The sequence below is a fragment of the Agarilytica rhodophyticola genome, assembly GCF_002157225.2.
In the GTDB taxonomy this organism is placed as follows: Bacteria; Pseudomonadota; Gammaproteobacteria; order Pseudomonadales; family Cellvibrionaceae; genus Agarilytica; species Agarilytica rhodophyticola.
The window spans coordinates 4078650-4103676 of record NZ_CP020038.1 but is presented as its reverse complement, the minus strand read 5'-3'; the positions used below and the strand labels follow the sequence as shown (position 1 = coordinate 4103676).

The window sequence follows — 25027 nt, the reverse complement described above, 5'->3', positions numbered from 1 at the left end:
AAAACTCTAATACCCTAACTATTTCCCCATAAAAGCATGGGTGAAATTGCATGATGCGACGAGAATTAACCAGCAATTAGACGCTTATAAGCTATATTTAAAGGGATTGGCCTCTAAGATACAGAGGTATTTTGGTTTACTTTCTTTGCTTACTATTTAAATGATATGACAATGTTATTTTCTTCGTATAACAATATAGAAACAAAAGTAAAGAAAGTCTTATGTGTGAGATAAGATTGTTAAAATAGCGAAAATATTTCAAATGCCTAATAAAAATATTGTATTTTCTGCTTTTTTAATATTACTCTTTTCAAGGTTTGTATCGGCAACTGTCTCAACAGCTATAAATGCTGAAGAAATATCCTCGATATCCCATTTTCGTGCTTTCTCTCCTCCGTTTTTATCTGAGGATGATATTCTTTTTACTCGACAAATAGTTGAAGGAGCGCAAGGCTATCTCTGGATACGGGGGGGGGATAGGCAATTATTACGTTACGACGGTTATGAGCTTGAGAGTGTCGATGTTCCAAATTATGCAATGTTGGGTGATTACGAGGAGCAATTTTTATATAAAGATAATGATGGTCAGCTATGGTACACCAATCATAATTTGCATAAATATAGTTACGAAACCAAAAGTTTTATATCTAAAAACGTTACCAACTCTCGCTATATTTATGCTGCTGTAGATGATCATAATGGTGCATTATGGTTAGGTGGCAAAGGATTTGGCTTTATCAAATACGATAAGGAAAGTGAGCAGGTTATCCTATCAGACATACATACCTTATTACCTAATGCTCCGCAATTTGTTACAAGTATGGCTTATGATCATAAACAAAAAGCCTTGTGGATGTCTTCTACTGAGGGTGTATTTAAATTCGATACGATTTCCCGCAAGCTAGTTAAAATCGATACACCTATCGATAAAGTGTTCTCCACCCACTATACAAGAGATATTTCAATAGATATAGACAGAGAAGCGTTGTGGGTTCCTACACCTGAAGGCTTAATAAAGATTCATACCAAAAATTTTGCGGTGCATATCTACACTGAAGGTGACGATGAAAACTCTTTGCCAATTCGCTTTGTTACAACGACACTGATCGATTCTCGCGGTAATTTATGGGTAGGTTTAGAGAAGGAAGGCCTATGTCTATATCGTTACAAAAAAGATAATTTCCTCTGCGCAAGGTCATCAGCAGAAGACAAAAATAAAATACCTTTTGCCACAGTTGAAGATATCTATGAAGATTCTAATGGCTCTCTTTGGCTATCCATGAATAAAAAAGGGATGGTTCGTATCACGCCTTATTTAGAGAAATTTTCAAAGCTTCGTGATCGAATAACGGTTCCTGTGAACAACTATTTTAAACACTCTTTTAATGCCATCGTCCGAAAGAATGGCGATATATGGATTGCGACAGATGGTGGGGGTATTAATGTCTTTAATTATAAAACCGGAAACTTTTACACAATAAAGCATGATAATAAAAACCCTCACTCCCTACCTTCAAATTCAGTGATTACTATCGCTGAAGATGAAAAAGGGTTTATCTGGGCGGGAATGTGGGCCGGTGGCGTGTCTCGAATAAATCCAGACACGATGGAGATTAAAAACTATTATCATGACCCGGATATGAGCAGTGATCAATCTTTAGCGGGCAATAATATCTTTCACATCGAACCGGATATGAACGGTGGTGTATGGATAGCTATCTGGTATCATGGCATACAATATTTAGATAGAGGTACGGAATTATTTGATAGCTACTTAGCGTCACAAGACGAGAGGAAAATTACCAATACAGAAATTACAGATATTGCTATTAACGACGAAAAGGTATGGGTTTTGGGCCGTGCGGGGCTAGAGGTATTTGACCCCGCTACCAAAGAGTTTTCATTACATATTGCATCAGAAAAACACTTTTTCAGGTCTTTATATATTCATAGTGACGAAGAGTTTTATATTGGTTCAAGCAATGGCTTTTATATTTACAATCCCAGCTCACACACAAAAAAATATTACACCGTTGAAGATGGTCTCTCCGGTAGAGATACATTTTACTTTCACGTGGATCAAAAAAAACGGGTTTGGATTGCTACTAACAATGGTGTCTCCATTTTTGAACCGGACAATGAGAGCTTTGAAAAGTATAGCGAGCAAGACGGCTTGGTGAGTAACAAATCCAGTGAGTTTGGTGAGTTTTTTGAGGCCGGTGGTGACTTGTTTATCCCATCTGTTGGTGGTGTTTCTATTGTTAACCCAGATGATATCCCCAAAAGCCATTATGAACCTACAACAATTATCAGCAATATTAGCTATATTGCCACCGATGACCTTTCTTTTGACAAAAATACCCTCAAGCATGAATATTCATTCATTGATGGTATGGAAATTCCCTATAGCTCTAACAGTCTTGAGTTTAAATTTTTAATTCTTAACTTTATTTTTCCTGATAAGAATAAATTTAAATACAGGCTCATTGGCTGGCAGACAGCTTTTACGGAAACCAGCGCTCATGAGAATGTTGCACGTTATACTAATTTAAAACCAGGCAATTATACTTTCGAAGTGTTCGGCGCAAACGGACGGGATGTTTGGGATGAGGGGGGCGCCTCATTTTCTTTTGTCATATTGCCTCCATGGTGGCAAACCTGGTGGGCGATGATAATTTTTGCGTGCTTATTTTTTGCTTTAATTTATTTGATAATGCGTTGGCGATTATCGTTTAATATTTATAGGGAAAAAGAGCTAGCCAGAAAAGTTAAGGACAAAACCTTACAGCTTGAGCAATATGCTAGTGAGCTAAAGAGCACTAGCGACTCCTTAGCTTTACTTAATTCTGAACTTGAGCAGCGTGTAGAAAGTAGGACAAGAGAGTTACAAGTTGAAGTTAATGAACGTAAAGTAGCTGAATCTAAGCTTTTTCATATGGCCTTTCATGACTCTCTTACAGGTTTGCCAAACAGACAGTGGTTGATTCAAAAGATAGAGTCGTTAATCCACAAATGTCAAAATAACCATGACCTGGTTTTTGGTCTAATGTTTTTGGACGGAGATCGTTTTAAACAGATCAATGACACACATGGTCACATTATTGGTGACCAGCTGCTTATAGCCTCGGCCATAAGATTATCAAATTTACTCAATGAATATCAGCATGTAGCAAGGCTAGGCGGTGACGAATTCACTGTAATTGCTGAGCATGTAAAAGCGAGTGATGAATTGGAGTCTCTGGCCACACATATTATTCAAGCTTTTGCAAAGCCTTTTGATATTGACGGTAACATCATTTACTTTAATGTCAGTATAGGCGTGTTGATTTGCGATGCTAGTTACAGTCTAGTGCCCAGTGTCTTGCGCGATGCAGATATAGCAATGTATCGAGCGAAAGAAGCAGACAGGGGCACATATAAAGTTTTCGACCAAGAAATGCGTAAGGTAACGCTCGAATTAGCCCAACTAGAAGCTGGTTTGCACGAAGCGTTGGAAAATAATCACTTTTACCTTATGTATCAGCCTATCTTAGACTTGAGAAGTGGAGTGATAAATGGATTTGAAGCGCTACTTAGATGGCGACATCCTACCAGAGGCGATATCTCTCCCTACGAATTTATCCCTATTGCCGAAGAGACGGGTTTAATTTGGCCAATAGGTGAATGGGTTTTGTATGAAGCGTGTCGACAAGCGAAAATATGGCACGATATGGATATTGCCTGTCGTCCGACAATATCTGTAAATTTATCTTCTAAACAACTGAAAAATTTAACCTTTTTGGATATTATTGACAGTGCAATTACCAGCAGTGGTCTAGATGCAAACTTTTTAAATCTGGAGCTTACCGAAACAGTGCTCATGGAAAATAATGAAACAATTAGTTATTTCTTAGATACTTTGCGTGAACGCAAAATTGATCTGGCAATTGATGACTTTGGCACAGGGTATTCATCATTGGCTTATTTAAGAGAGATCCCGGTACAACACATTAAAATTGACCGAAAATTTATTGATGCTATCGATAACACGGCAGGCAATCGCATTAATTATGATGCTTTAAAAATTGTTAAAGCGACTATTTCTCTTGGGCAGAGTTTACGTAAAAAAGTCACTGCTGAAGGTATTGAAAGTAAGACCCAACTTGATGCGGTGATGGAGTACGGATGCGACTTTGCTCAAGGGTATTACATTGCCAAGCCATTGATGAGCGAAGAAGCAACTAAGCTTTTGTGTGTACCTATCGATGAGCTAGATGATGGATGCTCGGATCAAAAAGACAGTTTTCTTAAAAGATACCAGCTGGCGCAAAAAAATATGCAGCCGCGATTGCGAGATAAATTTAAGTAGGGCTGGCTATCCGTTTCGATCACAGACTGCTTTTTGATACAAGTCTTTTATTTCTTTTATTGCCACGTCTTCTATTTCCATAACAAGTAAACTGCAGACGAATAGCTGTGCCCCCAGGCGCCCGGAATTAAAACGTTGAGCGAGATTTCGTTCACTGATCTTTATATTAAACTGATTGTGTAAACCTTGACATATATCCTTGTATCTTAAACATCTAAGTTTACGCTGTGTGCGGAGGTATTCAGACAAAGCATAGGCCCATTCTTGCGAGTGGAAATATTTTAGTATGGAAGAATCTGTCATGGCGTGTTAGTTTCCTCGCAAGAAATTTTGCATATGACGAAGATTAAAAATAATGAAGAGAGCTATACTAGCAAGTATTGCTTGACTTGCACACATATTAGAGGCATATTGCCATAATATGCCATTTATGGAATAAGGGATTACACCATTTCTACTAAAATTTTATTATTTACTGTATGTATTAAAAGCTTTTTGGATCTAGCTTTGAGCCTAGATATAACCATAGCTAGATATAATTATAAAAAAGAAGTGATAAATTAGGGCGACTTGTGGCTGTTGTTGGAAAGCATCTTATTATCGAAGCGACGGGGGATGTCGCGTCACTCGGTTCAAGTGAACTAGAAGCGCTGACCAAAAAAGCGGCAGCCAGTACTGGTGCGACCCTTTTATTTAGTTATTTTCATCCCTTTGGCCAAGCTCAAGGCAGTACCGGTGTTGTAGTGCTTGGTGAATCCCATATGACAGTGCACACTTGGCCTGAATCAGATTATGCTGCGTTTGACATTTTTGTATGTGGACGTTGTGATCCATATAAAGCTGTCGATGTTTTAAAAAGTGCCCACCCGCATTCCTCATTTACAGTCAGCGATTTTAAGCGAGGTGCTCATCGACCGAGATTTGCTCTTGACAAACTAGCGACATTGACTCTGGATCTGTGTGAACGCAATCCTTTAATAGTAAAGCGCCTGCTCGATAAAAAACTAGTGACCAGTGACGATGATGCCAAAGCAGGTATTACTGAAACTCTGAGATTTTTGTACATCACCACTAGCTTTTCCGGTGTTCAAACCCCTTCGGTGAGGGTTGATGACATTTGGCATGAACTCATTATTTTTACCAAGGACTACGCTTGGTTATGTGACAAACTCGCAGGACGTTTTATCCACCATGTGCCTTCTGATGATCAAATACAGGAGCGAGGACAATACCGAACAACTTTGGATATTTATGCCACGCTTTTTGGTGATCCTAATCCCGCTTTTTGGGGAAGCCATAAAGATGTCAGTGCCGCCTGCTCCATGTGTAAAACAGCATTAGATAACTAAACTATTAAAAAGGAAAGTAGTGTATGTATTTTGAATCTAATTTTGACTTAAAGCCTGCGCCTAATATTAAAGATACTTTAGAGAGGCCCTCAAAAGTATTTAAAAAAATTTATTCCCTTGTTACCGGTGGTCTGACGCCAACAGAGCGTTTGCAGACAGAGGTTATGCTGTCCATATTACAATCTGTTAATGTCAAACTAAGAGAGATTGACATCGACCATCTAGTAAAGCTCTCTGCCGATAGCACTGATATTTATTGTGAAAAACAGAATGGGCCAAAAGATCTGTCAGAAGCTATTCAGAGCTTTGCCGTGCAAATGCAAGGTGATAGCGCGAAATTATACAAATCCTTTATGCTAGTGTTAACACATGATTACGAAGGCCTAAGGTTTCTTATTGAAATCTCTATTAAGCGTCGTGTTAAGGTCGGGGAGTCTCCCGTGCATGTGACGGTCTCTGCTGTGATAAACGAATTTAAGCGAGCGTTGGGTGAGACAGATGAAAAATTACAAGATCGATTGCAAAAAGTTATCGCAAATTCAAAATTGTTGGCAGAAAAAAGAAAAAAATATCTTAAGTCTTTCAAAGGGTTTGTAGAAAAACTCAATGTACAAATGTCTTCCATCGCTCACCTAGAAAAAACTCTTGAGCAAATAACTCGTGCTAAGATGATGGTGCCTCATTCCAGGAATTGCAATAGCCCTCGACGACGCAGCCAAGCATCATCTTTACATCACGATTATTATTGTTTAGACGATTGCACAGATTACTTATGGTCTTGGTTCTTTACTATGTGCGATTACGCATCTAATAGTGATTTTAGTTCATTTGAATTGAATGATGAATCTGGAGCGACACTTGCCTTGTCTTTTGATCGGTACTCCGATGGGATTGAATCATCTAGTACGTCTGGGAACGACTCCGATAGTGACAGCAGCTCTTCTTGGATTGGTGATTTTTTCTCAGGTGGCGATAGTGGTTCGAGTTCTTCCTCTAGTTGCTCAAGTTGTTCTAGCTGTGGTGGTGGTGACTAAGGCTTGCGTGACTTGTGTTAAGGCGCTAAGAAGTTAAAAGTAATATTTAGAATAATATAACAACATAGGAATACGCATATGGTGTCTCGTTTATCGCTTATGTCCCTACTGTTGCTTTTTGTGGTTATGACGGGCTGCTCATCTAATGATGATGAGGTGCTGGCTCGCTTGGCGCAAACAGAGCAGGAAGTGGACAAGCGATTATCTCTACTGGAAAAACATCTTAACGCTGGTCGGCTTTCGAATGGTAAATTAATTAAGCAATATGCGGCGTATATTAAGTCGAAATCGCCTGACCTCGCGCCCATTGCGAGTACGATGGAAAGCGAAGCAAGCTCCAAGGGGGCGCTATATCAAGGATTGGTCATGCGTTACCAAGCTGCTGTGGAGGAGGGTAAGTCTATTCTCAAAAAAACCGAGGAAGAACGCCTTAGACTCGGTGAAGAATTTGAATCCATCGCTTTCGCTGCTGATCCTCAAGAGTTCAACGCCGCTCTTGCCGATCCATTGAATGTATTGGCCGATATGTCTGGTGGTGCCTTAGCACGGATTAATGCCGGTTCAAGGAAGGATACAGAGTCTTCTAATGGGGCCACCCATTATGGCTCTGCCTCAACTTTAGTGGGTAACCCAAACTATGGTTATTGGCAACAAAACAGTAATGGTACTTCTTTCTGGGCGTTTTATGGTCAGTACCGTCTTTTATCTGATTTATTGTCGGGTCCGGTGTATTACAGTAACTGGTCGCGTCGTCGAGACTATAGTTATTTCCATGATTATGGTCGCAGCTATTACAGCTCTCCTAGTCAAAAACTGCAATCTACATTAACCCAGACTCGCACACAAAAACGATTTGAAGCTAAAGGTGAGCGCTTTTCCGGCCCCTATAGTAAACGACGTAGTACTGGAGCTGCCTATTCAAAAGTTCATGGCTCACAAAATAAAATAAATGAAGTAAGGCGTAAGTCCAATCGTTTTTCTTCGTCTTTAAGTTCGTCTAATCGGCTGGCAAGTGGCAGTAGCTCGTCAGGTCTATCTCGCTACAAAAGTAGCTCTCAACGTTCATCTTTCGGCTCTCGCGGCAGTTCCAACTCATCGCGCAGCTATAGCAGTCGTGGAAAATAATTCGGAGATTATCAATATGAATGCATTTTACATCTCAGCGCTGGCGATTAACTTAGTGATTGTTATTGCCGTGCTATTTTGTTACCGCCATGTGCAAGCTAAAATCGCCGGTGTGTCTTCAAATGAAGAGTTAGCCGATAAAGATAACTATGCTTTTGGCGTTTCTGTCGCTGGTGGCTTACTGGCCCTGTGTTTTATGTTAGCTGCTGCCGTGTCAGGTGATATTGCTGGGTCTTTGGCAGAGGAGGCTATTAATGTTTTATCTTACGCCTTGGTTGGTGTTGTGCTACTTAAACTTGGCATGTTGATTAATGACAACCTATTAATGAGGGGCTTCTCTGTTGGCGAACAGTTGCGTCAAAAAAATATGGCAGTGGGTGTTGTTAATGGATCAAATTTAGTTGCCCAGGGTATTATTACTTCTGCTGCAATTAAATGGGTCGAAACAGATTCTTGGCAGGGGCTAGGTTTTGTTGTCATGATTTGGTTAGTATCGCAAGTGGTGATTTCACTGGTGACGTTTATTCGTATGTCGGTGTATAAACGTCGCCATAATGGCTCGTCTTGGCAAACGGCTATAGAAGGGAACAATGCTGCGCTAGCTATTCGTTTTGCAGGTCAGATTATCGCTGCTGCAATTACAGTAAAGGCGGCTTCTAACATGGTGGCCTTTCTCCCACTATTATGGATGACTTCAATGGCATCTCTGCTGCTTTATTCTTTAGGCTTGGTAATTGTCGTGTGGGGTATTTATCGCATCGTTCTGCCAACGGTTCTCTATGGTGTTAATGTTGTTGAAGAAGTGGATAGTCAGGGAAATATCGGCATTGCTTTTATTGAGGCAGGATTATTTATTAGTATTGCCCTTATCCTACTATCTTTGTTGGCGTAAATATTTTCTATGCAACAGGCAAGTATGCAGGCTAATCGCGCTCAGCTGCGCATCCACGATATAAGCTTAATACTTCTGATGGGTGTGTTGGCTGCTTGTGGCCTTATTTATGAATATTTACTGTCTCATTATGCGGGGCGAATTTTAGGCGCTATTGAAACCACTTTGTTTGCCATGATCGGAGTTATGATCGTGTCTATGGGAGTAGGTTCTTTTTACGCTAAGTTTGTGCGCTGTGCATTTACTGGGCTTGCCGTACTTGAAGTATCTATTGGTTTACTTGGCGCTCTTGCAGTATTGATCATGGCGTTTATTTTTTCTGCCGCCTATGTTCTTCCTACGAGCTTGCAACAAATATACGGCCTAGATCCGGCAATTTTAATTCACGGCGGTGCTGTCAGCGCTTTTAATATTATTGCCCAAGCCGCTCCTTTTCTTTGTGGTTTTATTTTAGGCTTTATGATCGGAATGGAAATCCCGTTAATTGCCCGAATTCGTCAAAAAATTCATGGCACTTATCTTGAGCACAATGTAGGAACTATTTATGGTGCCGATTATATCGGTGCAGGCGTAGGTGCAGCCTTATGGATTTTAGTCTGCCTGAAACTGCCAATTATGGTGGCTGCCATTGGTACTGCCACAATTAATTTATCTGCCGGCGCATTTTTTCTCTGGCGTTATCAAGACGACATTCGTGGTGTTCCTCTGCTGTGGGTATGTCATGGCGCTCTGGCAATTGTACTGATTATTTTAGGCTTAACGGGGCAGAGCTGGCTGCAGTCGTTAAACAATATGTTGTTTCAAGATAAGGTGGCTTACTCTTTGTCGACGCCTTTTCAACAATTGACGATAACTCAGCGAGTTTTTGGCCAGGGTTTACCCAAAGTTACCAGCTTATTTATTAATGGCCGTTTACAGTTTTCCAGCAGTGATGAACAGGTGTACCACTCCATGCTTACCTATCCTGCATTGCTTGCCTCAGCTAAAACTGATCGCGTGCTTATTATTGGTGGTGGCGATGGCTTAGCCCTGCGTGATGTGCTGCAATGGAATCCAAAGCAGGTCACGTTGATCGATCTTGATCCCGCCATAATTACGCTATTCTCTGGACAGGATAAGAACGCGCCTGCGGACCTGTCTCAATATCTGTTGGAACTAAACCAGCGTGCTTTTCTCGATCCTCGGGTCACCCTTGTGTTGGGAGACGCTTTACTAAAAGTAGAAAGTCTCATTTCCAAGAGGCAAGTATTTGACACCATTATCGTGGACTTGCCCGATCCCAATCACCCAGATTTGAATAATCTTTACAGTGATTATTTTTATGCAAAATTGGGTGAATTGCTCTCTGGTGATGGTGCGATTGGAGTGCAGTCAGGTTCCCCTTATCACTCGAAAAAGGCTTTTGTATCCGTAGGTAAAACCATGCAAAAGTCGGGTTTTATCACTGAGCAATATCATACCAATGTGCCTACTTTTGGCGAGTGGGGTTGGACGATTGGGGTAAAGCATGGCCGGCGTGCTTCCCGGCGAATCATGCAGGCTGATGTGTTACCTGTGCAACATCATTGGATTTCTAAAGACCAGTTGCTGGCTGCCTTCGTGTTTGCTCCTAGCTATTACCTGTCTTCAGACGATGTGAAGGCTAATGAGCTGGGCAGTCACCATATTTATCAATACTACCGCGATGCATGGCAGCAAGAAGGCGGGGTATTTAATGCAAATGAAGGTTGATATTTTCAACGACAAGCAATATATTAGTAGCATAATGACATATTATGCCATTTACCCAATACTCTAAGGAGAATAAACACAATGAACGAAAGCAAGCTAGAAGACATCGCTTTTAAGCTTAACTGTTATGAAACCCCCACCGGGACGACGTTTGCTACGGAAGTGAGTGAGGATGGTGACACAGTGGCAGTTACCTGTTCCAACAACCCTGAGTTCCCTATCGTATTAGCCAAAACGGATACTCAAATTCTATCTGTTTGTCCGTTGTTTACTCTCGATGATGTGGAGCAAAGTAATCACGCCGAGCTTAATAAAGTGCTTTTACAATTAAGCCCAGTCGTGCCTTTGAGCTCTTTTGGTTATCAAGGTGATTCGATTATTTTATATGGTGCGATGGCGGTAAGTACGCTGTTTGAAAATATTGCCCATGAGCTTGAAGTGCAAGCTAATAATACCCTTGATGTTCTCGAATCTTTGACTGAATTTCTTAAATAGGAGTAGCGTGATGAGTATTCTTAAAGATATTTTTACGGCAATTAAAGGCGGTGCCAACGAAGTAGGCGAAGCAGTTGTTGATTCTCAAGCGCTGCGTATTTTGGAGCAAGAAATTCGTGAGGCCGACGAAGGTATTAACAAAGCCAAAGTTCAGTTGCGAAACCTCAAGTCAAAAGAGATTAAATTGCAGCGCGAGCTCAACGCATTGAAAGATGAAGAAGCGCAATACACAACGAAAGCTAAGCAATGTAAAGATGCCGGCAATGAAGCTTTGGCTCGTGAGTGTATTGATAAAATCTTGGAGTTGCGCGATAGCATTGCCAGCTTTGAATCCGAGTACCAAATGCTGAAATCCTCCGTAGATAATATTTACAAAGTGATTAAGCAGCGGGAAAAAACCATAGAAAAAAACCGCAACGAGTTAGAAAAAGCGAAAACTATTAAAGAGTTGAACAAAGTTAAGTCTGCGGTTGCCAGTGCTATGCCTACTAATGATAGTAGCGCAAAACGTGTTAACCGGGCACTTGATCGAGTTAAACGTCAAGAAGAAGAGTTTAACAATAAACAATCTGCCGATACCTGGTTTGCCGAACAAGAAGCTGGCGGTGACCTAGATCGAAAACTCAAAGAAGCCGGTATTGGTGGTAGTGGTAAAAGTGCTGCTGACGATTTGTTCGCATCTTTGTAAAAACTATGCCGGGCGAACCCCGGCTTTTTATTGCTGGTGAATTATGTTTTCTTTTTTTGGCAAGAAGAATAAAAATGGTACGCGTACCCTAACTAGCGCGAATGATTTACAGGTCGGTGACATCATTGTTTTTAAAGATACGCTACATTTGCCTGAATCTATTCGTGGGCAATCGGTTGAAGTTGTTCAAGTAGGCGCGTATGAATTTGAGTCTGGTTTTGAAGCCAGCTTCGCCTTGAAAACTGTCAGTGGCGAAGCTTATTTCTTAAGTAGTGAAAATGATGATGGCGAAACGATATTGACGCTGTCGCGACAAATTCAGCGTGAGGTTGTGGAAGCAATTTTTGATTTGGGCGAAATTGGTAATGTTCTGGATGAGGGGTTTAGTTCCTTAAAATCTCTCGACTCAACACCGGCAGAATATGATGAGTGGGTGGCCAGCGAATATCATGAGAACGCTGACTGTGTGCAGTGTTACTACCACAAGACAGACAAACGTGGTCAGACTCCAGCCCAATATTCAGATGGTAGCTTTGATGGTGAAGAACTGAATTATTATGAATGCACAAGTGTTAACGGTGACTATGGTGTCGCAATAGAAGTATACAAGACCGGGGATACGGACATTTCATTGTTTAAATGTTTCGATGAATCAGTAATTGAGGATTTATTACCTAATGCCGGTTGATAAAGATCCTATAAATAATGATTTGTGGGCAAATGAGCGAAAAGCGCTTAAAAAAATACAGATGCATTTTACTTTTACCGCACATGCTTCAAGGCTACTGAAAATTGATGCAGTTAACGAACGTATGTCGACCACTAACTACTTGCGCAAACTGCTGGGGTTAACCTTCGCACAGGATACTCGTGATCGAATAGGTATCAGTTTGTCAGAAGATGACTTCGCTCATTTGGCCCAGCGCTATGAAGTAGATGTGAATGACAAAGATGCGATAAAACGCAAAGTAACGGCAAGTATTAATTTGCTTTACAACAATAAGGACACAAGCCAAGAGCCTTAGCTATGAAGACCTTGGATTTAATATTACATGTTCGTTCGCGTATGCGTCATCGACGCTATACCAAGCACTTATCGTATAACTTATTTCGTCGTATTTTTAATTTCTTAGTGATTTTATGTGTTTTGCTAGGAATTAATACTGCTGCGATGATGTGGTTTGAAAAAATGAATTTTTCAGATGCGCTTTGGTTGTCCGCAACGACAGTTACCACCGTCGGTTATGGTGACTTCTCGCCTTCCTCAAATGAAGGACGTATTGTTACTGTCATATCGATGTATTTTATTGCCATCGCATTAATGGGACAAATCGTTGGCGAATATATGGACTGGCGTTCAATAAAAACAGAAAAGCTGCGCAGCGGCGCGTGGGAGTTTAAAGATATGGAACAGCACATACAGATTATTAATACCCCCAATATTGATACAGAGTCCTACCTTGATCGGCTATTAAATCAAGTGCGCAGTACCCCTGAGCTTAAAAATATTCCAGTACAGTTGCTGACACGTAAGTACCCCGAAGGTATTCCAACGTCGTTAAAACGCCATAAACTTATTCACCGAACTGGAGAAGCTGAAAACAGTACGATGCTAGAGTCCGTACAGGTAGATAAAGCATCTTATATTGTTATTCTCGCACGCGATGCATTTGACTCCATTTCCGATAGTCTAACCTATGATATTTTATCCCGCATTGCAGAGATTGGCACCGATGCTACTATTGTGGCAGAGGCCGTGAATGACGAGAACCGCAAGCGACTGCAGTCGGCGGGTGCTAATGTGGTGATTCGGCCTATGCGCGCTTACCCGGAACTTGTGGTAAGAGCCATGACAGATCCCGGTACTGAGCAGGTTATGGAAAATATTTTCACCCACGATGGTAGTCGCTTAGCCCGCGTTGATTTTGATTTTGCTAATACTAAGTGGGCCGATTTGCAATGCTCCATAATTCAATCTAATAAGGGAACGCCTGTGGCTTATATTACTGTTGAGGGTAAAATTGTTATCCCCGACTCCAACAGCATGCAATGTAGCGGTAAGGGCATTATTAGTTTAGTGAGTGATAAACAGACTTTTGTTTGATGCGCTCTAAAGTGCTAACAAAATCGCACTTTTGTGTTAAGCACTTTAGCGGCGACACTTTTAAAAAGGTAGGACGCTTTTTTAAAAGAATAAAGTAATCTCTTAGATTACGCGCTGCGCATGGAAGCGCAGTCATGGGCGCAAGCCCACTGCGAGTAGCTTAAGTGCTAACAAAATCGCACTTTTGTGTTAAGCACTTTAGCGGCGACACTTTTAAAAAGGTAGGACACCTTTTTAAAAGAATAAAAAAGGAAGATAATCACTATGTTGCGTAGATATAAAATACCCTTTGATGCGATATGGCTGTTGGCTATTATGTGGTCGCTATTTATTGTTGACTTTTTGTTGCCAATTAGCCTTAACTTTCTGGGTTTATCTCCAAGGCGATTGTTAAGTTTGCCTAATATTTTTACCTTTCCTCTTGTTCACAGCGGCCTATGGCATATTGTATCCAATAGCTTACCCTTTGTTATTCTCGGTTCTATTATTCAACTTTATGGACGTACAACATATTGGCTTACTACCTTTATTATTTTACTTGTTGGCGGGATTGGAACCTGGTTATTTTCATCTGCCGGAATAGTGGTCGGCGCTTCCGGTCTTATCTTTGGCTATTGGTCTTTCCTATTGTCATCCGCGTATTTTCGTAAATCATTAAAAACTTTTGCGATCGCCTTCGTGGTCTTTATTTTTTACGGATCACTACTGTTTGGTTTATTTGACTTAAGATCCCATATTTCATGGGCCGGTCATTTTTGGGGACTGATTGGCGGCGTAGTGGCTGCTTATTGGAGTGTTAAAAATATTCGCAATGCTGCGGATTCTGAAATTTAGGAGTTGTTATGTCTCGTGGTGCAGGTGGTACAGACGGTGGAATAGGGCAGTTTTTTATTGGACTGGTGATGTTATGCGGCGGTGTATATATGCTACTACAAGCCATTACAGTAACATCGTCCTTTGGTATGGGCGCGAGGATTTATAGTTTCACTGCATTTAATACCTCAATGGGCTTAACCACAGGAATGGTGATGGTGCCATTTATCTTTGGTGTGGGCATGATCTTTTATAATTCCCGCAATTTTCTCGGCTGGCTTTTAACGATAGGCGCATTATCGGGGCTTCTTTTTGGTGTTATTTCCTCAATTCATTTTCATATGCGCAGCATGTCTGCTTTTGAGCTTATTACCATATTAATATTAAGTTTTGGCGGGCTGGGTTTGTTTTTGCGATCGTTAAGGGATTCATCCCGTAAAAGCAGTGAAGATATTATCTAGCAATTTTTACACAAAGTCATGAAAGTATGATCAATACTTCATACGCCAAGGGCTATTGCGATGGCATATGAAGTATAACGACACTGTAGCAATGGCCTACTACTAAGAAAGGTGTTTATTATTTGCGGTGTTTGATCACCGTATGGATAACATGTTCTGCTTCAAAATACACGGTGAAGTCCGCATACTCCCAAAAATAAATAGGGGGTTGGCCACTGGGCCCTTGCTCACTTTGAGGGTCACCGAACTCAGCTTTTACCTGGGCTTTTGTTTGCCCTCGGTTAGGCGCTTTACCGGTCCAGGCTTGAGTGTCTTGGCCAATAGGTACACGCACTGTTTCGCTGTTTGCCAGTGTTGGCAATAGGAGACTTGTGCCTGTTAGCAAATTCGCCATGACTAATGTAATAAGGCGAGATGTCTTCATTTATGTTTCCCCTTGGGTTTTTGGCCGTGCCTTTTTTCTATTATGGATTTGGGCTTTCATTATTTGGCGGGATAATTCCTGCCGTTGAGCATCATTTAGTCGAAAAAACTTAACCGCGACTTGATACTTATCCTCTTTCTGGTTACAGCGTAATACTTTAGCAAAAGTGATCACCGGTGAGTAGCTTGGCAAGAATACCAACCTCACTGCAATATAGCTGTCTTTGTACAACATACGGTCACAATGAAAGGCGAGACCATCTTCGCTCAAGTTAATGCGTGTTGTTGGTTTACTGTTAGATTCTGCATCGTGAGCAAATAATGTATGACGTCCAATAAGATCAATTTTGTTGCTTAGCATCTGTAGATAGTCACCTAAAAGCCGGTTTTTCTCTGTGAGTAAACGCAAAGTTTGTACATTGTCTCGATCGAGTCGACGCAGTTCATTGATAAGGCCTAACGAGGCACTATCATCAAAGACATCTTCGGGTTGGTCATTTTCGGCACAGAATGTGTCTGTCACTTTATAGTCGAATAACACATCGTGGCTGATACGAAAGAAGTCCCGTTTATCAGCAGAAGTAGATGATTTATTGGTTGTTTTGCTCATAACATGTCGCGTTTTTGTGCTTTTGTCGTACTTAAATCATAGATCACCACGATATATCTTGTCCCGTTTGTATTTCTGCTGTTTAATCTGCGCCATGTCGCAATCTGTTTCTTGGTACATAGGTCTCCGTTATATCCGGGCTAAAAGGCGCAACGGCTTTATAGCCTTTGTCAGCCTGTTTGCTTTGTTGGGTATGATGTTGGGCGTGTTTGCTCTTATTGTCGTACTTTCAGTGATGAATGGTTTTGATCAAGAGCTGAAAAATCGCATTTTAAAGGTTGTGCCTCACGGTATGATTGAAAGCACTGATCCTATGGGCCAGTGGCAGACTGTTGCTTCTCAAGTAGATGATATTGCTCAGCAAGAGAGGATTCACCTGTTGGGGCGGGCTCCGGTAATTGAGGGCAAAGGACTGATTAATTTTCAGGGAGCAATTCGCGCCATTGCTCTTGAGGGTATTTTGCCAGAGTCTGAGAAGCAAGTGTCTGAAATTGCAGACAGTATGTTGATTGGCCAAATTGACGATCTTGTGCCAAGGCAATACGGTATTGTCATGGGGAGCTTAATTGCTCGTCATCTTGGTGTCACTACAGGAGATAAGGTATCGGTGACCCTACCGGTGGTATCCGTTACTCCAGCGGGTATTTTCCCTCGCAGTAAACGTTTTACTGTCACTGGTATATTTGAAGTGGGGGCTCAGGTAGATCAGAGTCTAGCGCTTATCCATATTCAAGATGCGCAAAAGTTATTTCGCCTGCCCAATCAAGTGCATGGTCTGCGCTTACGCTTTGATGATATCTATGCGGCGCCTGAAGGGGTGAAGCGGCTCAGTCAAAAGCTTGGCGATGACTATCGCGGAACAGACTGGAGCCATACTCAAGGGAGTCTATTTTCTGCGGTTAAGATGGAAAAGACTGTGGTTGGCGTGATGCTAAGTGTCATCATTGCCGTGGCGGCATTCAATATTATCACCAGTTTAATAATGATGGTGACTGAAAAGCGCAGTGATATTGCCGTATTGCGTACCTTAGGCTTGGCTAAGCAAGATGTGATTAAGATTTTTATGGTACAGGGAACTGTGATGGGGATTGCAGGTATTGTTATCGGTAGTTTCAGCGGTATCCTCGCGGCTCATTATCTGTCTGCTATGATAAGTTTTTTTGAAGGTGTACTCGGTTTTCAAGTGTTTGATAAAAACGTATATTTTGTCTCTTACCTACCTTCTTTGTGGAAACCTGAAGACACCATACTCACGTGCTCGTTTGCCCTTGTGGTCTCATTCCTGGCGACCATTTATCCTTCCTTTCGCGCAGCTCAAATTGAACCTGCCGAAGCGCTGCGTTATGACATATAGATGAATCAAGTATGGACAATATTGTATTAAGTTGCGCTAACGTAACCAAAGACTATGATGAAGGCCCACAGCGTGTCAGCGTACTTAAAGGGGTGGATTTTCAATTGCAGCGCGCTCAGCGAGTCGCCATAGTGGGGGCCTCAGGCAGTGGCAAAAGTACTTTACTCAATGTACTCGGTGGTCTCGATAAGCCTAGTGGTGGTGAGGTCACTGTGCTTGGCCAGGCCTTTTCCAAGCTCAGCGAAAATAAGCGTGGTAAGGTGCGTAATCAAAGTATGGGGTTTGTCTACCAGTTCCACCACCTTCTGCCTGAGTTCAGTGCTTTGGAAAATGTGGCGATGCCGTTGTTGATTGCTGGTCAGGATAAAAAAGCAGCGCAAGACAAAGCACAGGAGCTACTATCTGAGGTCGGTTTAATCGAGCGCATTCATCATAAACCGGCAGAGCTCTCTGGCGGTGAACGTCAGCGGGTTGCGATTGCAAGGGCTTTAGCTAATGATCCTGCTTGTGTCTTGATGGATGAACCTACCGGTAATTTAGATAAAGATAATGCTATGGCAATTCAGCAACTTATGATGAGCTTAAGTAAGTCTTTAGCCATCAGTTTTGTGGTGGTAACACATGATGAACAGCTGGCCCATACGCTTGATTTGGTATACGAGCTAGCAGACGGCGTATTGATTGAGCGTGCTTCTTAATGAAAAGCTCACTAGCATTTTTCATCGGCCTGCGTTACACCGGAGTTAAACGCTCCTCTCGTTCTGTTTCCTTTCTTGCTGGTGTATCTATCACGGGTTTGGCCGTTGGGATCTCCCTGCTTTTATTAGTGTTGTCGGTGATGAATGGCTTTGACCGGGACCTTAAGGAGCGGATACTGGGCCTAGTGCCGCAAGCAGCGATTTATCATCGTAGTAAAATTGAAGACTGGCAAAGCCTGCAAAAAGATGTCCGGCAAATGCCTGGGGTGGAAGCGGCTTCTCCGTTTATCCGTCTCAATGCATTAATCAACCATGGTAAGGCTACTGCAGCGGTTTTGCTCTATGGCTTTGATCCTCACGCAGAAAAAGATGTATCCCTTATTAATGATTATGTCAGTGAAGAGGTACAGAGAAGAATTTTAGAAGATGAGCCGGTTATTTTGCTGGGTAAAAATGTGGCTCAAAGTCTGGGGGTTGAAGAGGGAGAAAAAATTATGCTGGTTGTTCCCAGCAGTCGAACCACTTCTCGCTCACCTCGCTTAGCCTACTTTGAAGTGGCACAAGTCATCGAGTCGAAAACGGAGTTGGATGCAACACTCGCGCTTACATCTTTGCAACAGGCGGCAAATTTAACCGGGACGCCAGAGCGTGTTAGCGGTTTACGCTTAAAAATCACTAATCTATTTGAAGCCCCCAGTGTGATGTACCGGATTGGCGTGACGTTGGGTTCCAATTACTACACCAGTAACTGGACGCGCACCCATTGGAATTTATATCAGGCCATTCAAATGTCAAAGAATCTGGTTGGCCTGTTGATGCTGTTGATCGTCGCGATTGCGGCATTCAATGTGGTTTCCACCTTGGTGTTGGTTGTGGTGGATAAGCAAGGAGATATCGCGATTTTACGGACTTTGGGACTCAATACTCGACAAATTATGGCCATATTTATGGTGCAGGGCATTGTGATTGGCTTTTGGGGGGTATTGTTGGGGATTGCTATCGGGTGTTTGTTATCCCTCGGTATTCAAGATTTTGTGGCGCTAGTGGAAAGTGTCTTTAATATTCAGTTTCTTAAATCAGATGTCTATCCGTTAACCTATTTACCGACAGAAATACGTTTAAGTGATATCGCATCGGTTACATTCACCGCACTGGGCATGAGCTTAATTGCCACGATTTATCCGGCTTGGAAGGCCTCTCGCGTGCAGCCGGCTGATGCCTTGCGTTACGAATAACAACAACTGCTCTTAGCTAATGCTATTTTGGGCTGCGTCTTAGCTTGCGGCTTTCCCATTTTTTAACCACGTGCCAGCGCCATGTCCACTGGATGGCTATATAGCCTGCACAGCCAAAGAACAGACCAGCAAGGAAGCAGCCGGTGAGTAGTGGTTGCCAGAGCATTAAAAACTCTGAGTGAAACCACTCGAAGCTCAACTCAAAGCTAAAACTGCGTTCGGGCATTTGCAGAATACGTGCACCAAAAATGTAGCAGCCATAGAAAATAATAGGGAAGGTAAGAGGATTACTAATCCACACTAAGGTCATGGCAATAGGCAGATTGCAGCGTACTAGCAGCGCTCCAGCTGCAGCCAGAGGGATTTGAAAAGGAATCGGCTGGAAAGCGAGAAATAAGCCGATAAAAAATGCCACCGAGACCGAGTGCCGATTCAAATGAAAAAGGTTGGGGTCGTGCAGCAAAACGCCTAAAAACTTGAGAGCAGGTTTCTCACGAATTGTATGGGGCGAGGGCATCCATCGCTTGAGAATATTTCGCGGCATGTTAAATACGTATCTAAGAGTGCTCTGCCAACTTTAAAGGGCCGGTATTATGCCGATGAATACTTGGATTTTCCAGACAAACTTGTACAAGATTTTTGCTCCTAAAGTTGATTAAACTTTCCTCAAATGCTGTTCTTAAAAGTCGTGGCAAGGTAGACTGGTATCCAGAGCCAATTTGTATTTAATTAGCTCTATATATATGGACTGTTTAACGTTTACCAAGAGGCAAGGAATGCCCAGCTTTGTATATCTATCTTCGTTCATCTTCGGCCTTATGCTGCCGGTGTATTTCCCGTTTTTGCCAGACCTTAATACCTTGTTGTTACTAGGGTTTTTAGCAAGCTTCATTTGCTTGTTATCAAAAGCGTATATTTCGCCAGTAGTGAACCATTTCATAACGTTAGCGTGCCTTTTTGCTATTAGCTTTTGTATCAACAGCTGGCATATACGCCACATCATAGATCATCAAATGCCGAGTGTTATGGAAGGCCTTGATTTAGTGCTCGATGTTGAAGTTATTGGTCTACCAGTGATTCGGTCTCAGTCGTTACGCTTTGATGCTAGGGTAATAATGGCACAGTATATTGGTCAGAAATATGAAGGCAAAAAAATAAGTGATAAAAATGGCGTAAGTTTAAACTATCCTTCTCCTACACAGGTGCTTACGGGCAAGAAGGTTCGCCTTTCTTGGAGAAAAGATGCCGCGCGGGAAGCGTTAAGAGCAGGGCAGAAGTGGCGCTTATATGTCCGCTTGAAGCGTCCGCGAGGCTTTGCCAACCCCGGTGGTTTTGACTATCAAGTATGGCTACTGCAACAACATATCAGTGCCACTGGCTACGTCAAAATTCAGGCTGATAATGTTATGCTAGTGACGGGACAGCCTAAATTTTTTGACGGCCTCAGGCAGCATCTCGATCATGGTTTGTTCAGCGATGGCGAGAAGGATCTCAACGGTATTTTGCGGGCGCTTATTCTTGGCGATAAATCTTTTATCTCTCAGGCGCAATGGCAGCTATTGGTGAAAACCGGAACGGCGCATTTGATGGCTATTTCCGGTTTGCATATTGGTTTAGTCGCTGGTTTTGCTTTTTTCGGTATCAGGAGAATTATGGCGCTTGTTTGGCTTCTTCCAATATACCAGCCAAGCCCACTAATGCTGCGCCTAGTACCAGCCTTGTTTAGTATTCTTGCCTCAGGTATTTATGCGGGTATCGCAGATTTTGCCATACCCACTCAAAGGGCTTGGCTTCTTGTCACCATATTTAACTTCGCCCATGTCTTTGGTCGCACATTCAGCGTTATTTATAGCCTTATTTTGGCTGCTGCTGTTATTCTAATGATCAACCCGTTCTCGGCATTACAAAACGGATTTTGGCTGAGTTTCGGTGCTGTCATCTGTCTGTTATTTTGTTTCTCACATCGCAGGCCCAAAATCTCTGGGGCGAAGAGTATATTGCTTGCCCAATTCGCCGTGTTTGTAGGGTTGGCTGCACTATTGAATATGCGCCAGTTGCCTCTGACGTACATGAGCCCTCTGGCTAATATCATTGCTGTTCCTATTGTTTCTTTTTTTGTCATTCCGTTTTTATTTGCGGCGGGACTGGGTGTTTTTATTGAACCAGGCCTTGCGCAGTTTTTTCTTTCCATCAGCCAGTGGGTGATGGCAAAGCTTTGGTGGTTTTTGCAATGGCTGAGCCAGGGAGATAGTCTACTATGGCTATTCTCATCAATACCGCTTGCTGCTTTTTTTGCCATATCTGCGACGGTCTTGTTATTGTCTCCGCGTGCTTTGGGCGGGCAGCTTCCCGGCGTGGCGCTATTAGCAGTATGTTTAATGCTTGATAATAAGCGCTCAGATACTCGTATTACCGTACTTGATGTGGGGCAGGGCTTGTCCGTCGTAGTGGAGTCTGATGCAACCACCTTTGTTTACGATGTGGGTGCGAAATACTCTGATAATTTTGATATTGGGAGCCGCGTGCTGGCGCCTTTTCTACGTTATCAAGAGGTTAGAGAAATTGATCTTCTTGCAATTAGTCACGGTGATAATGATCATGCCGGGGGGCTCGTAGGTTTACTTAATAATATTAAAACACGACAACTGGCAAGCAACGAAGTATTGCCGGTCGATAATCTACTTAAGGCTAAACAACCTGGTGTGTTGCGATCTACGTGCTTGGCTGGACAACGCTGGGATATGGGCAGCATGACCTTGAAGGTTTTATGGCCTGATACTAGTGTCCCTCTTGCTTCTGTTGGCGACGAACCTCATAAACATCGCAGGCAGGTTAGTTCTAATAATACTTCATGCGTTATTCTACTTACCTTAGATAACTTCTCGATGCTGCTCACTGGCGATATCGAGCGTTCTGTGGAGCGTCGTTTACTTGCAAATGGTACCTTACCTATGAATATAGATGTGCTGATTGCGCCCCATCATGGTAGCAATACCTCCTCATCTATAAAATTTATTTCTCACCTATCTCCTCAGCATGTGATTTTTAGTAGTGGCTATAAGAATCGCTACCGTCATCCTGCAACCAAGGTACTCAAACGTTACGAAAAATTAGACAACGTTATTTGGAACACCGCGGATGATGGGGCTATTGTGATCCATATCGACAGCGAGGGTGAGGCTCAGTTGATGTCGGAGCGAGAGACGCATCCCAAGCCTTGGTATTAATAAGAGCGTGCTAATAGGAATATTAATGTGAACAGGCCTAGTAATTTCACCTCAATCATTAGCCAAAGGCGAGCAATTTCGACAGAGGTTAGGGTATGATAGCGCCCTTAGCTGGTGGCCATCTATACCGCCAGCTTTATGTGAATTCGAATTTTCTGGTTCATCGATTGCGAGTGAACCACTGTTGAGGAGGCAGGTGTGCAAGAAATAGTCTTTGCTGGCGGCATATTAATGTTACCCATAATTTTGTGCTCTATTGCGGTTATCGCTATTAGTATCGAGCGCTTTTGGACGCTTGATGCGAACAAAATAACGCCAAAATCACAATTGGGACAGGTATGGAGCTGGATTCGAGATAATGAGTTGGATAGTGATCGTTTAAAGCAATTACGCAGATCCTCTCAACTCGGTCGGATACTCGCCGCAGGTTTGAGTAACTCACGCCAAGGGCGTGATGTTATGAAAGACAGTATCGAGGAAGCAGCCAGTCAGGTAGTGCATGAACTTGAGCGCTTTCTAGGCCCTCTGGGCACTATCGCTGCTATTGCACCATTACTCGGTTTGTTAGGCACAGTGATTGGTATGATTAATGTTTTTACTGCCTTGAATCTAGAGGGTGCAGGTAATGCTGCTGTGCTTGCCGGAGGAATCTCGGAAGCACTTATCACCACTGCTGCCGGATTATGTGTCGCAATTCCGGCTATGATTGCCCACCGTTATTTTGTTCGTCGGGTCGACTCACTGGTAGTCACCATGGAGCAAGAAGCGGTGAAATTAGTGGATGCCTTACACGGTGATCGTCGCGTTGATTTGAAGGTGGCCTAATCATGGCGATGAGTTTTAAACGTCAGGTATCTGCAGAAGAGGGGATTAACCTAACACCTCTTATTGATGTAGTGTTTTTATTGCTGATCTTCTTTATGGTATCGACGACCTTTACTAAAGAGAGCCATTTACAAATCGATTTACCCGAGGCGACGGGTGAAGCTTCTCCCCAAAGACCAGAACAACTTAATGTGGTTGTGGATGCCGAGGGGGGATACTCAGTTAATGGTAAGAAATTGATTAACAGTCAACTCGATACTCTACGTCGTGCGTTATCCGATGCTTCCGGTGGTGAAACCAAAATTCCCTTTGTCATCACTGGCGATGCTGCCAGCTCTTATCAGTCGATTATCTCGGTAATGGACACGGCCGGACAAATGGGCTTCGTTAACATTAGTATGACCACTCGCACTCCGCAAAGCGCTGAAGGAAGCGGGAGTGAGACACAGTAATGTGTGCAGTCTTTCTCTTATATTGGCGACTGACTCTTAATCTTCGGCGGCTAGCTTTCGGCCGCCTTGCAGTATGTATGCCACGATTTTCTATACATAGGTATCCGTTTGGTGGCTAAACGCTTTTCTTTGCAAGCGGCGGTTGAGCGGCGTTGGTATGGTCAGCCAGGGTGTCTATTGTTATTGTCTCCTTTAGAAAAGCTATTTTCTTCCATAACTCAAAAGCGCAAACGAACGCACTTGCAAGCAAGTAGCGTTTATTCTTGCCCTGTGATTGTCGTTGGCAATATATCGGTGGGGGGTACCGGTAAGACGCCGACAATTATCGCCTTGGTTAAGCTGCTGCAAAATATGGGTAAAAAGCCGGGTGTTATTTCTCGTGGTTATGGCCGTAAGTCGGATACTTTAGCGCTAGTTGATGATAATTCTAAAGCACATGAGGTGGGTGATGAGCCTCTGCTTATTTATCGCGCTACTGCTTGTAATGTGGCGGTTAGCAGTGACCGGCATGAAGCTATTGAGACCCTAGCGAAGCAGCATCAATGCGATATAGTACTGTCAGATGATGGACTGCAACATTATAAAATGCATCGAGATAAGGAAATTATTGTCGTTGATGGCGAGCGCCTTTTTGGCAACGGTCACTTGCTTCCCGTAGGCCCATTGCGAGAGTATCCCGCTCGTCTGCGCGAAGCTAGCTGGGTGCTAGTCAATATGCCTTCTGGTTCGAGCTTTGGTGACCTTGAAAACCTGCAAGAATTATCCACAGCCCATGCTATAAGAGTAAAAGCTAAGGTGCTGACGGATATTGTATCCGCACAGCAATACCCTTTGAGTATCTTGCAGTCTTGCGATAATTTGGTTGCCTTTGCTGGACTGGGTAATCCGAATAAGTTTTTTAAGACCTTGGATTCTCTGGGCTTTCGCTATCACAAGAAACCTTTTCCTGATCACCATCATTATTGTGCTGAAGACTTTTCGGGTTTAGAAAATAAAACCATCATCATGACAGAGAAAGACGCGGTTAAATGTCGTCATTTGATTACTGGCGTTGCCTACTCTTTAGCTATTGAAATGGTTTTTCCCGAAGCCTTTATCGAGCAATTTCGTAGTGCTATTACAAAATTGTTGAATAATAGCTAGTTCAATACCAAATACTGGAA

At 42.6% G+C, this 25027-nt stretch carries 25 protein-coding genes; 20 read left to right on the top strand and 5 right to left on the bottom strand.

Annotated features, from left to right (window positions below; all coding sequences use genetic code 11):
- Positions 1 to 262: 262 nt before the first annotated feature.
- Positions 263 to 4348, top strand: a complete 4086-nt coding sequence (locus BVC89_RS17210; RefSeq protein WP_086932377.1) for an EAL domain-containing protein — start codon at positions 263 to 265, stop codon at positions 4346 to 4348.
- Positions 4349 to 4354: 6 nt separating this feature from the next.
- Here the strand turns inward: BVC89_RS17210 and BVC89_RS17205 are convergent, their stop codons facing one another.
- Positions 4355 to 4651 carry a DUF6471 domain-containing protein gene (locus tag BVC89_RS17205; protein ID WP_086932376.1) on the bottom strand — a complete coding sequence of 99 codons (297 nt, stop codon included), beginning with the start codon at positions 4649 to 4651 and terminating at the stop codon, positions 4355 to 4357.
- A 269-nt stretch (positions 4652 to 4920) separates the two neighbouring features.
- Between BVC89_RS17205 and speD the strand changes: the two genes are divergently transcribed.
- The 12 genes from speD (at position 4921) to BVC89_RS17145 (ending at position 15040) form a co-directional block, all read left to right on the top strand.
- Complete coding sequence (speD, locus tag BVC89_RS17200) at positions 4921 to 5697, top strand: adenosylmethionine decarboxylase (protein WP_086932375.1); 777 nt, start codon at positions 4921 to 4923, stop codon at positions 5695 to 5697.
- Between the two features lie 23 nt (positions 5698 to 5720).
- Entirely contained in the window at positions 5721 to 6731 is a 1011-nt protein-coding gene (locus BVC89_RS17195; protein WP_086932374.1) for a hypothetical protein, read from the top strand.
- Positions 6732 to 6809: 78 nt separating this feature from the next.
- Positions 6810 to 7856, top strand: a complete 1047-nt coding sequence (locus BVC89_RS17190; protein WP_086932373.1) for a hypothetical protein — start codon at positions 6810 to 6812, stop codon at positions 7854 to 7856.
- Positions 7857 to 7872: 16 nt separating this feature from the next.
- Positions 7873 to 8748 carry a DUF350 domain-containing protein gene (locus BVC89_RS17185; RefSeq protein WP_086932372.1) on the top strand — a complete coding sequence of 292 codons (876 nt, stop codon included), beginning with the start codon at positions 7873 to 7875 and terminating at the stop codon, positions 8746 to 8748.
- A gap of 9 nt (positions 8749 to 8757) precedes the next feature.
- Entirely contained in the window at positions 8758 to 10479 is a 1722-nt protein-coding gene (locus BVC89_RS17180; RefSeq protein ID WP_086932371.1) for a polyamine aminopropyltransferase, read from the top strand.
- 81 nt (positions 10480 to 10560) lie between these two features.
- Entirely contained in the window at positions 10561 to 10974 is a 414-nt protein-coding gene (locus BVC89_RS17175) for a YjfI family protein (RefSeq protein ID WP_086932370.1), read from the top strand.
- 10 nt (positions 10975 to 10984) lie between these two features.
- Positions 10985 to 11662 carry a PspA/IM30 family protein gene (locus tag BVC89_RS17170; RefSeq protein ID WP_086932369.1) on the top strand — a complete coding sequence of 226 codons (678 nt, stop codon included), beginning with the start codon at positions 10985 to 10987 and terminating at the stop codon, positions 11660 to 11662.
- 43 nt (positions 11663 to 11705) lie between these two features.
- A complete protein-coding gene (locus BVC89_RS17165; protein ID WP_086932368.1) occupies positions 11706 to 12350 on the top strand; it encodes a hypothetical protein in 645 nt (214 codons plus the stop codon).
- Complete coding sequence (locus BVC89_RS17160; protein ID WP_086932367.1) at positions 12340 to 12687, top strand: hypothetical protein; 348 nt, start codon at positions 12340 to 12342, stop codon at positions 12685 to 12687. Before BVC89_RS17165 ends, BVC89_RS17160 begins: the two co-directional genes overlap by 11 nt.
- Positions 12688 to 12689: 2 nt before the next feature.
- Complete coding sequence (locus tag BVC89_RS17155; RefSeq protein WP_086932366.1) at positions 12690 to 13766, top strand: potassium channel family protein; 1077 nt, start codon at positions 12690 to 12692, stop codon at positions 13764 to 13766.
- Positions 13767 to 14030: 264 nt separating this feature from the next.
- The gene (locus tag BVC89_RS17150) at positions 14031 to 14600 is read left to right on the top strand and encodes a rhomboid family intramembrane serine protease (RefSeq protein WP_086932365.1); all 570 of its coding nucleotides are present in this window, start codon (positions 14031 to 14033) and stop codon (positions 14598 to 14600) included.
- A gap of 8 nt (positions 14601 to 14608) precedes the next feature.
- Positions 14609 to 15040, top strand: a complete 432-nt coding sequence (locus BVC89_RS17145) for a hypothetical protein (RefSeq protein WP_086932364.1) — start codon at positions 14609 to 14611, stop codon at positions 15038 to 15040.
- A gap of 118 nt (positions 15041 to 15158) precedes the next feature.
- Here the strand turns inward: BVC89_RS17145 and BVC89_RS17140 are convergent, their stop codons facing one another.
- Positions 15159 to 15464, bottom strand: coding sequence for a hypothetical protein (locus tag BVC89_RS17140; RefSeq protein ID WP_245929125.1), 306 nt, complete (start codon positions 15462 to 15464; stop codon positions 15159 to 15161).
- Positions 15465 to 16073, bottom strand: coding sequence for a PilZ domain-containing protein (locus BVC89_RS17135; protein WP_086932363.1), 609 nt, complete (start codon positions 16071 to 16073; stop codon positions 15465 to 15467). It lies immediately after the preceding gene.
- A gap of 94 nt (positions 16074 to 16167) precedes the next feature.
- On the opposite strand from BVC89_RS17135, the gene BVC89_RS17130 reads away from it, so the two are divergent.
- Genes BVC89_RS17130 through BVC89_RS17120 form a run of 3 tightly spaced genes read left to right on the top strand, consistent with a single transcriptional unit; the run spans position 16168 to position 19360 of the window.
- Complete coding sequence (locus tag BVC89_RS17130; protein WP_086932362.1) at positions 16168 to 17427, top strand: lipoprotein-releasing ABC transporter permease subunit; 1260 nt, start codon at positions 16168 to 16170, stop codon at positions 17425 to 17427.
- An 11-nt stretch (positions 17428 to 17438) separates the two neighbouring features.
- Positions 17439 to 18125, top strand: coding sequence for a lipoprotein-releasing ABC transporter ATP-binding protein LolD (gene lolD / locus BVC89_RS17125; protein ID WP_086932361.1), 687 nt, complete (start codon positions 17439 to 17441; stop codon positions 18123 to 18125).
- Positions 18125 to 19360: a lipoprotein-releasing ABC transporter permease subunit gene (locus BVC89_RS17120; RefSeq protein ID WP_086932360.1), complete on the top strand. Its 1236-nt coding sequence runs from the start codon at positions 18125 to 18127 to the stop codon at positions 19358 to 19360. Before lolD ends, BVC89_RS17120 begins: the two co-directional genes overlap by 1 nt.
- A gap of 22 nt (positions 19361 to 19382) precedes the next feature.
- Here BVC89_RS17120 and BVC89_RS17115 read toward each other — a convergent pair whose 3' ends face one another.
- Both BVC89_RS17115 and BVC89_RS29845 read right to left on the bottom strand, forming a co-directional pair.
- Positions 19383 to 19904: a DUF2062 domain-containing protein gene (locus tag BVC89_RS17115; protein ID WP_086932359.1), complete on the bottom strand. Its 522-nt coding sequence runs from the start codon at positions 19902 to 19904 to the stop codon at positions 19383 to 19385.
- A gap of 135 nt (positions 19905 to 20039) precedes the next feature.
- Positions 20040 to 20300 (bottom strand): hypothetical protein, encoded by a 261-nt coding sequence (locus BVC89_RS29845; protein WP_158658000.1) that lies wholly within the window; start codon positions 20298 to 20300, stop codon positions 20040 to 20042.
- On the opposite strand from BVC89_RS29845, the gene BVC89_RS17110 reads away from it, so the two are divergent.
- From BVC89_RS17110 to lpxK, 4 genes are all read left to right on the top strand, one after another.
- Positions 20188 to 22587: a DNA internalization-related competence protein ComEC/Rec2 gene (locus tag BVC89_RS17110; protein ID WP_245929427.1), complete on the top strand. Its 2400-nt coding sequence runs from the start codon at positions 20188 to 20190 to the stop codon at positions 22585 to 22587. The genes BVC89_RS29845 and BVC89_RS17110 overlap by 113 nt on opposite strands.
- A gap of 198 nt (positions 22588 to 22785) precedes the next feature.
- Positions 22786 to 23412, top strand: coding sequence for a MotA/TolQ/ExbB proton channel family protein (locus BVC89_RS17105; protein WP_086932357.1), 627 nt, complete (start codon positions 22786 to 22788; stop codon positions 23410 to 23412).
- 8 nt (positions 23413 to 23420) lie between these two features.
- Positions 23421 to 23864, top strand: coding sequence for an ExbD/TolR family protein (locus BVC89_RS17100; RefSeq protein ID WP_086934656.1), 444 nt, complete (start codon positions 23421 to 23423; stop codon positions 23862 to 23864).
- A 111-nt stretch (positions 23865 to 23975) separates the two neighbouring features.
- Positions 23976 to 25007: a tetraacyldisaccharide 4'-kinase gene (gene lpxK, locus BVC89_RS17095; protein WP_158657998.1), complete on the top strand. Its 1032-nt coding sequence runs from the start codon at positions 23976 to 23978 to the stop codon at positions 25005 to 25007.
- Positions 25008 to 25027: the final 20 nt, after the last annotated feature.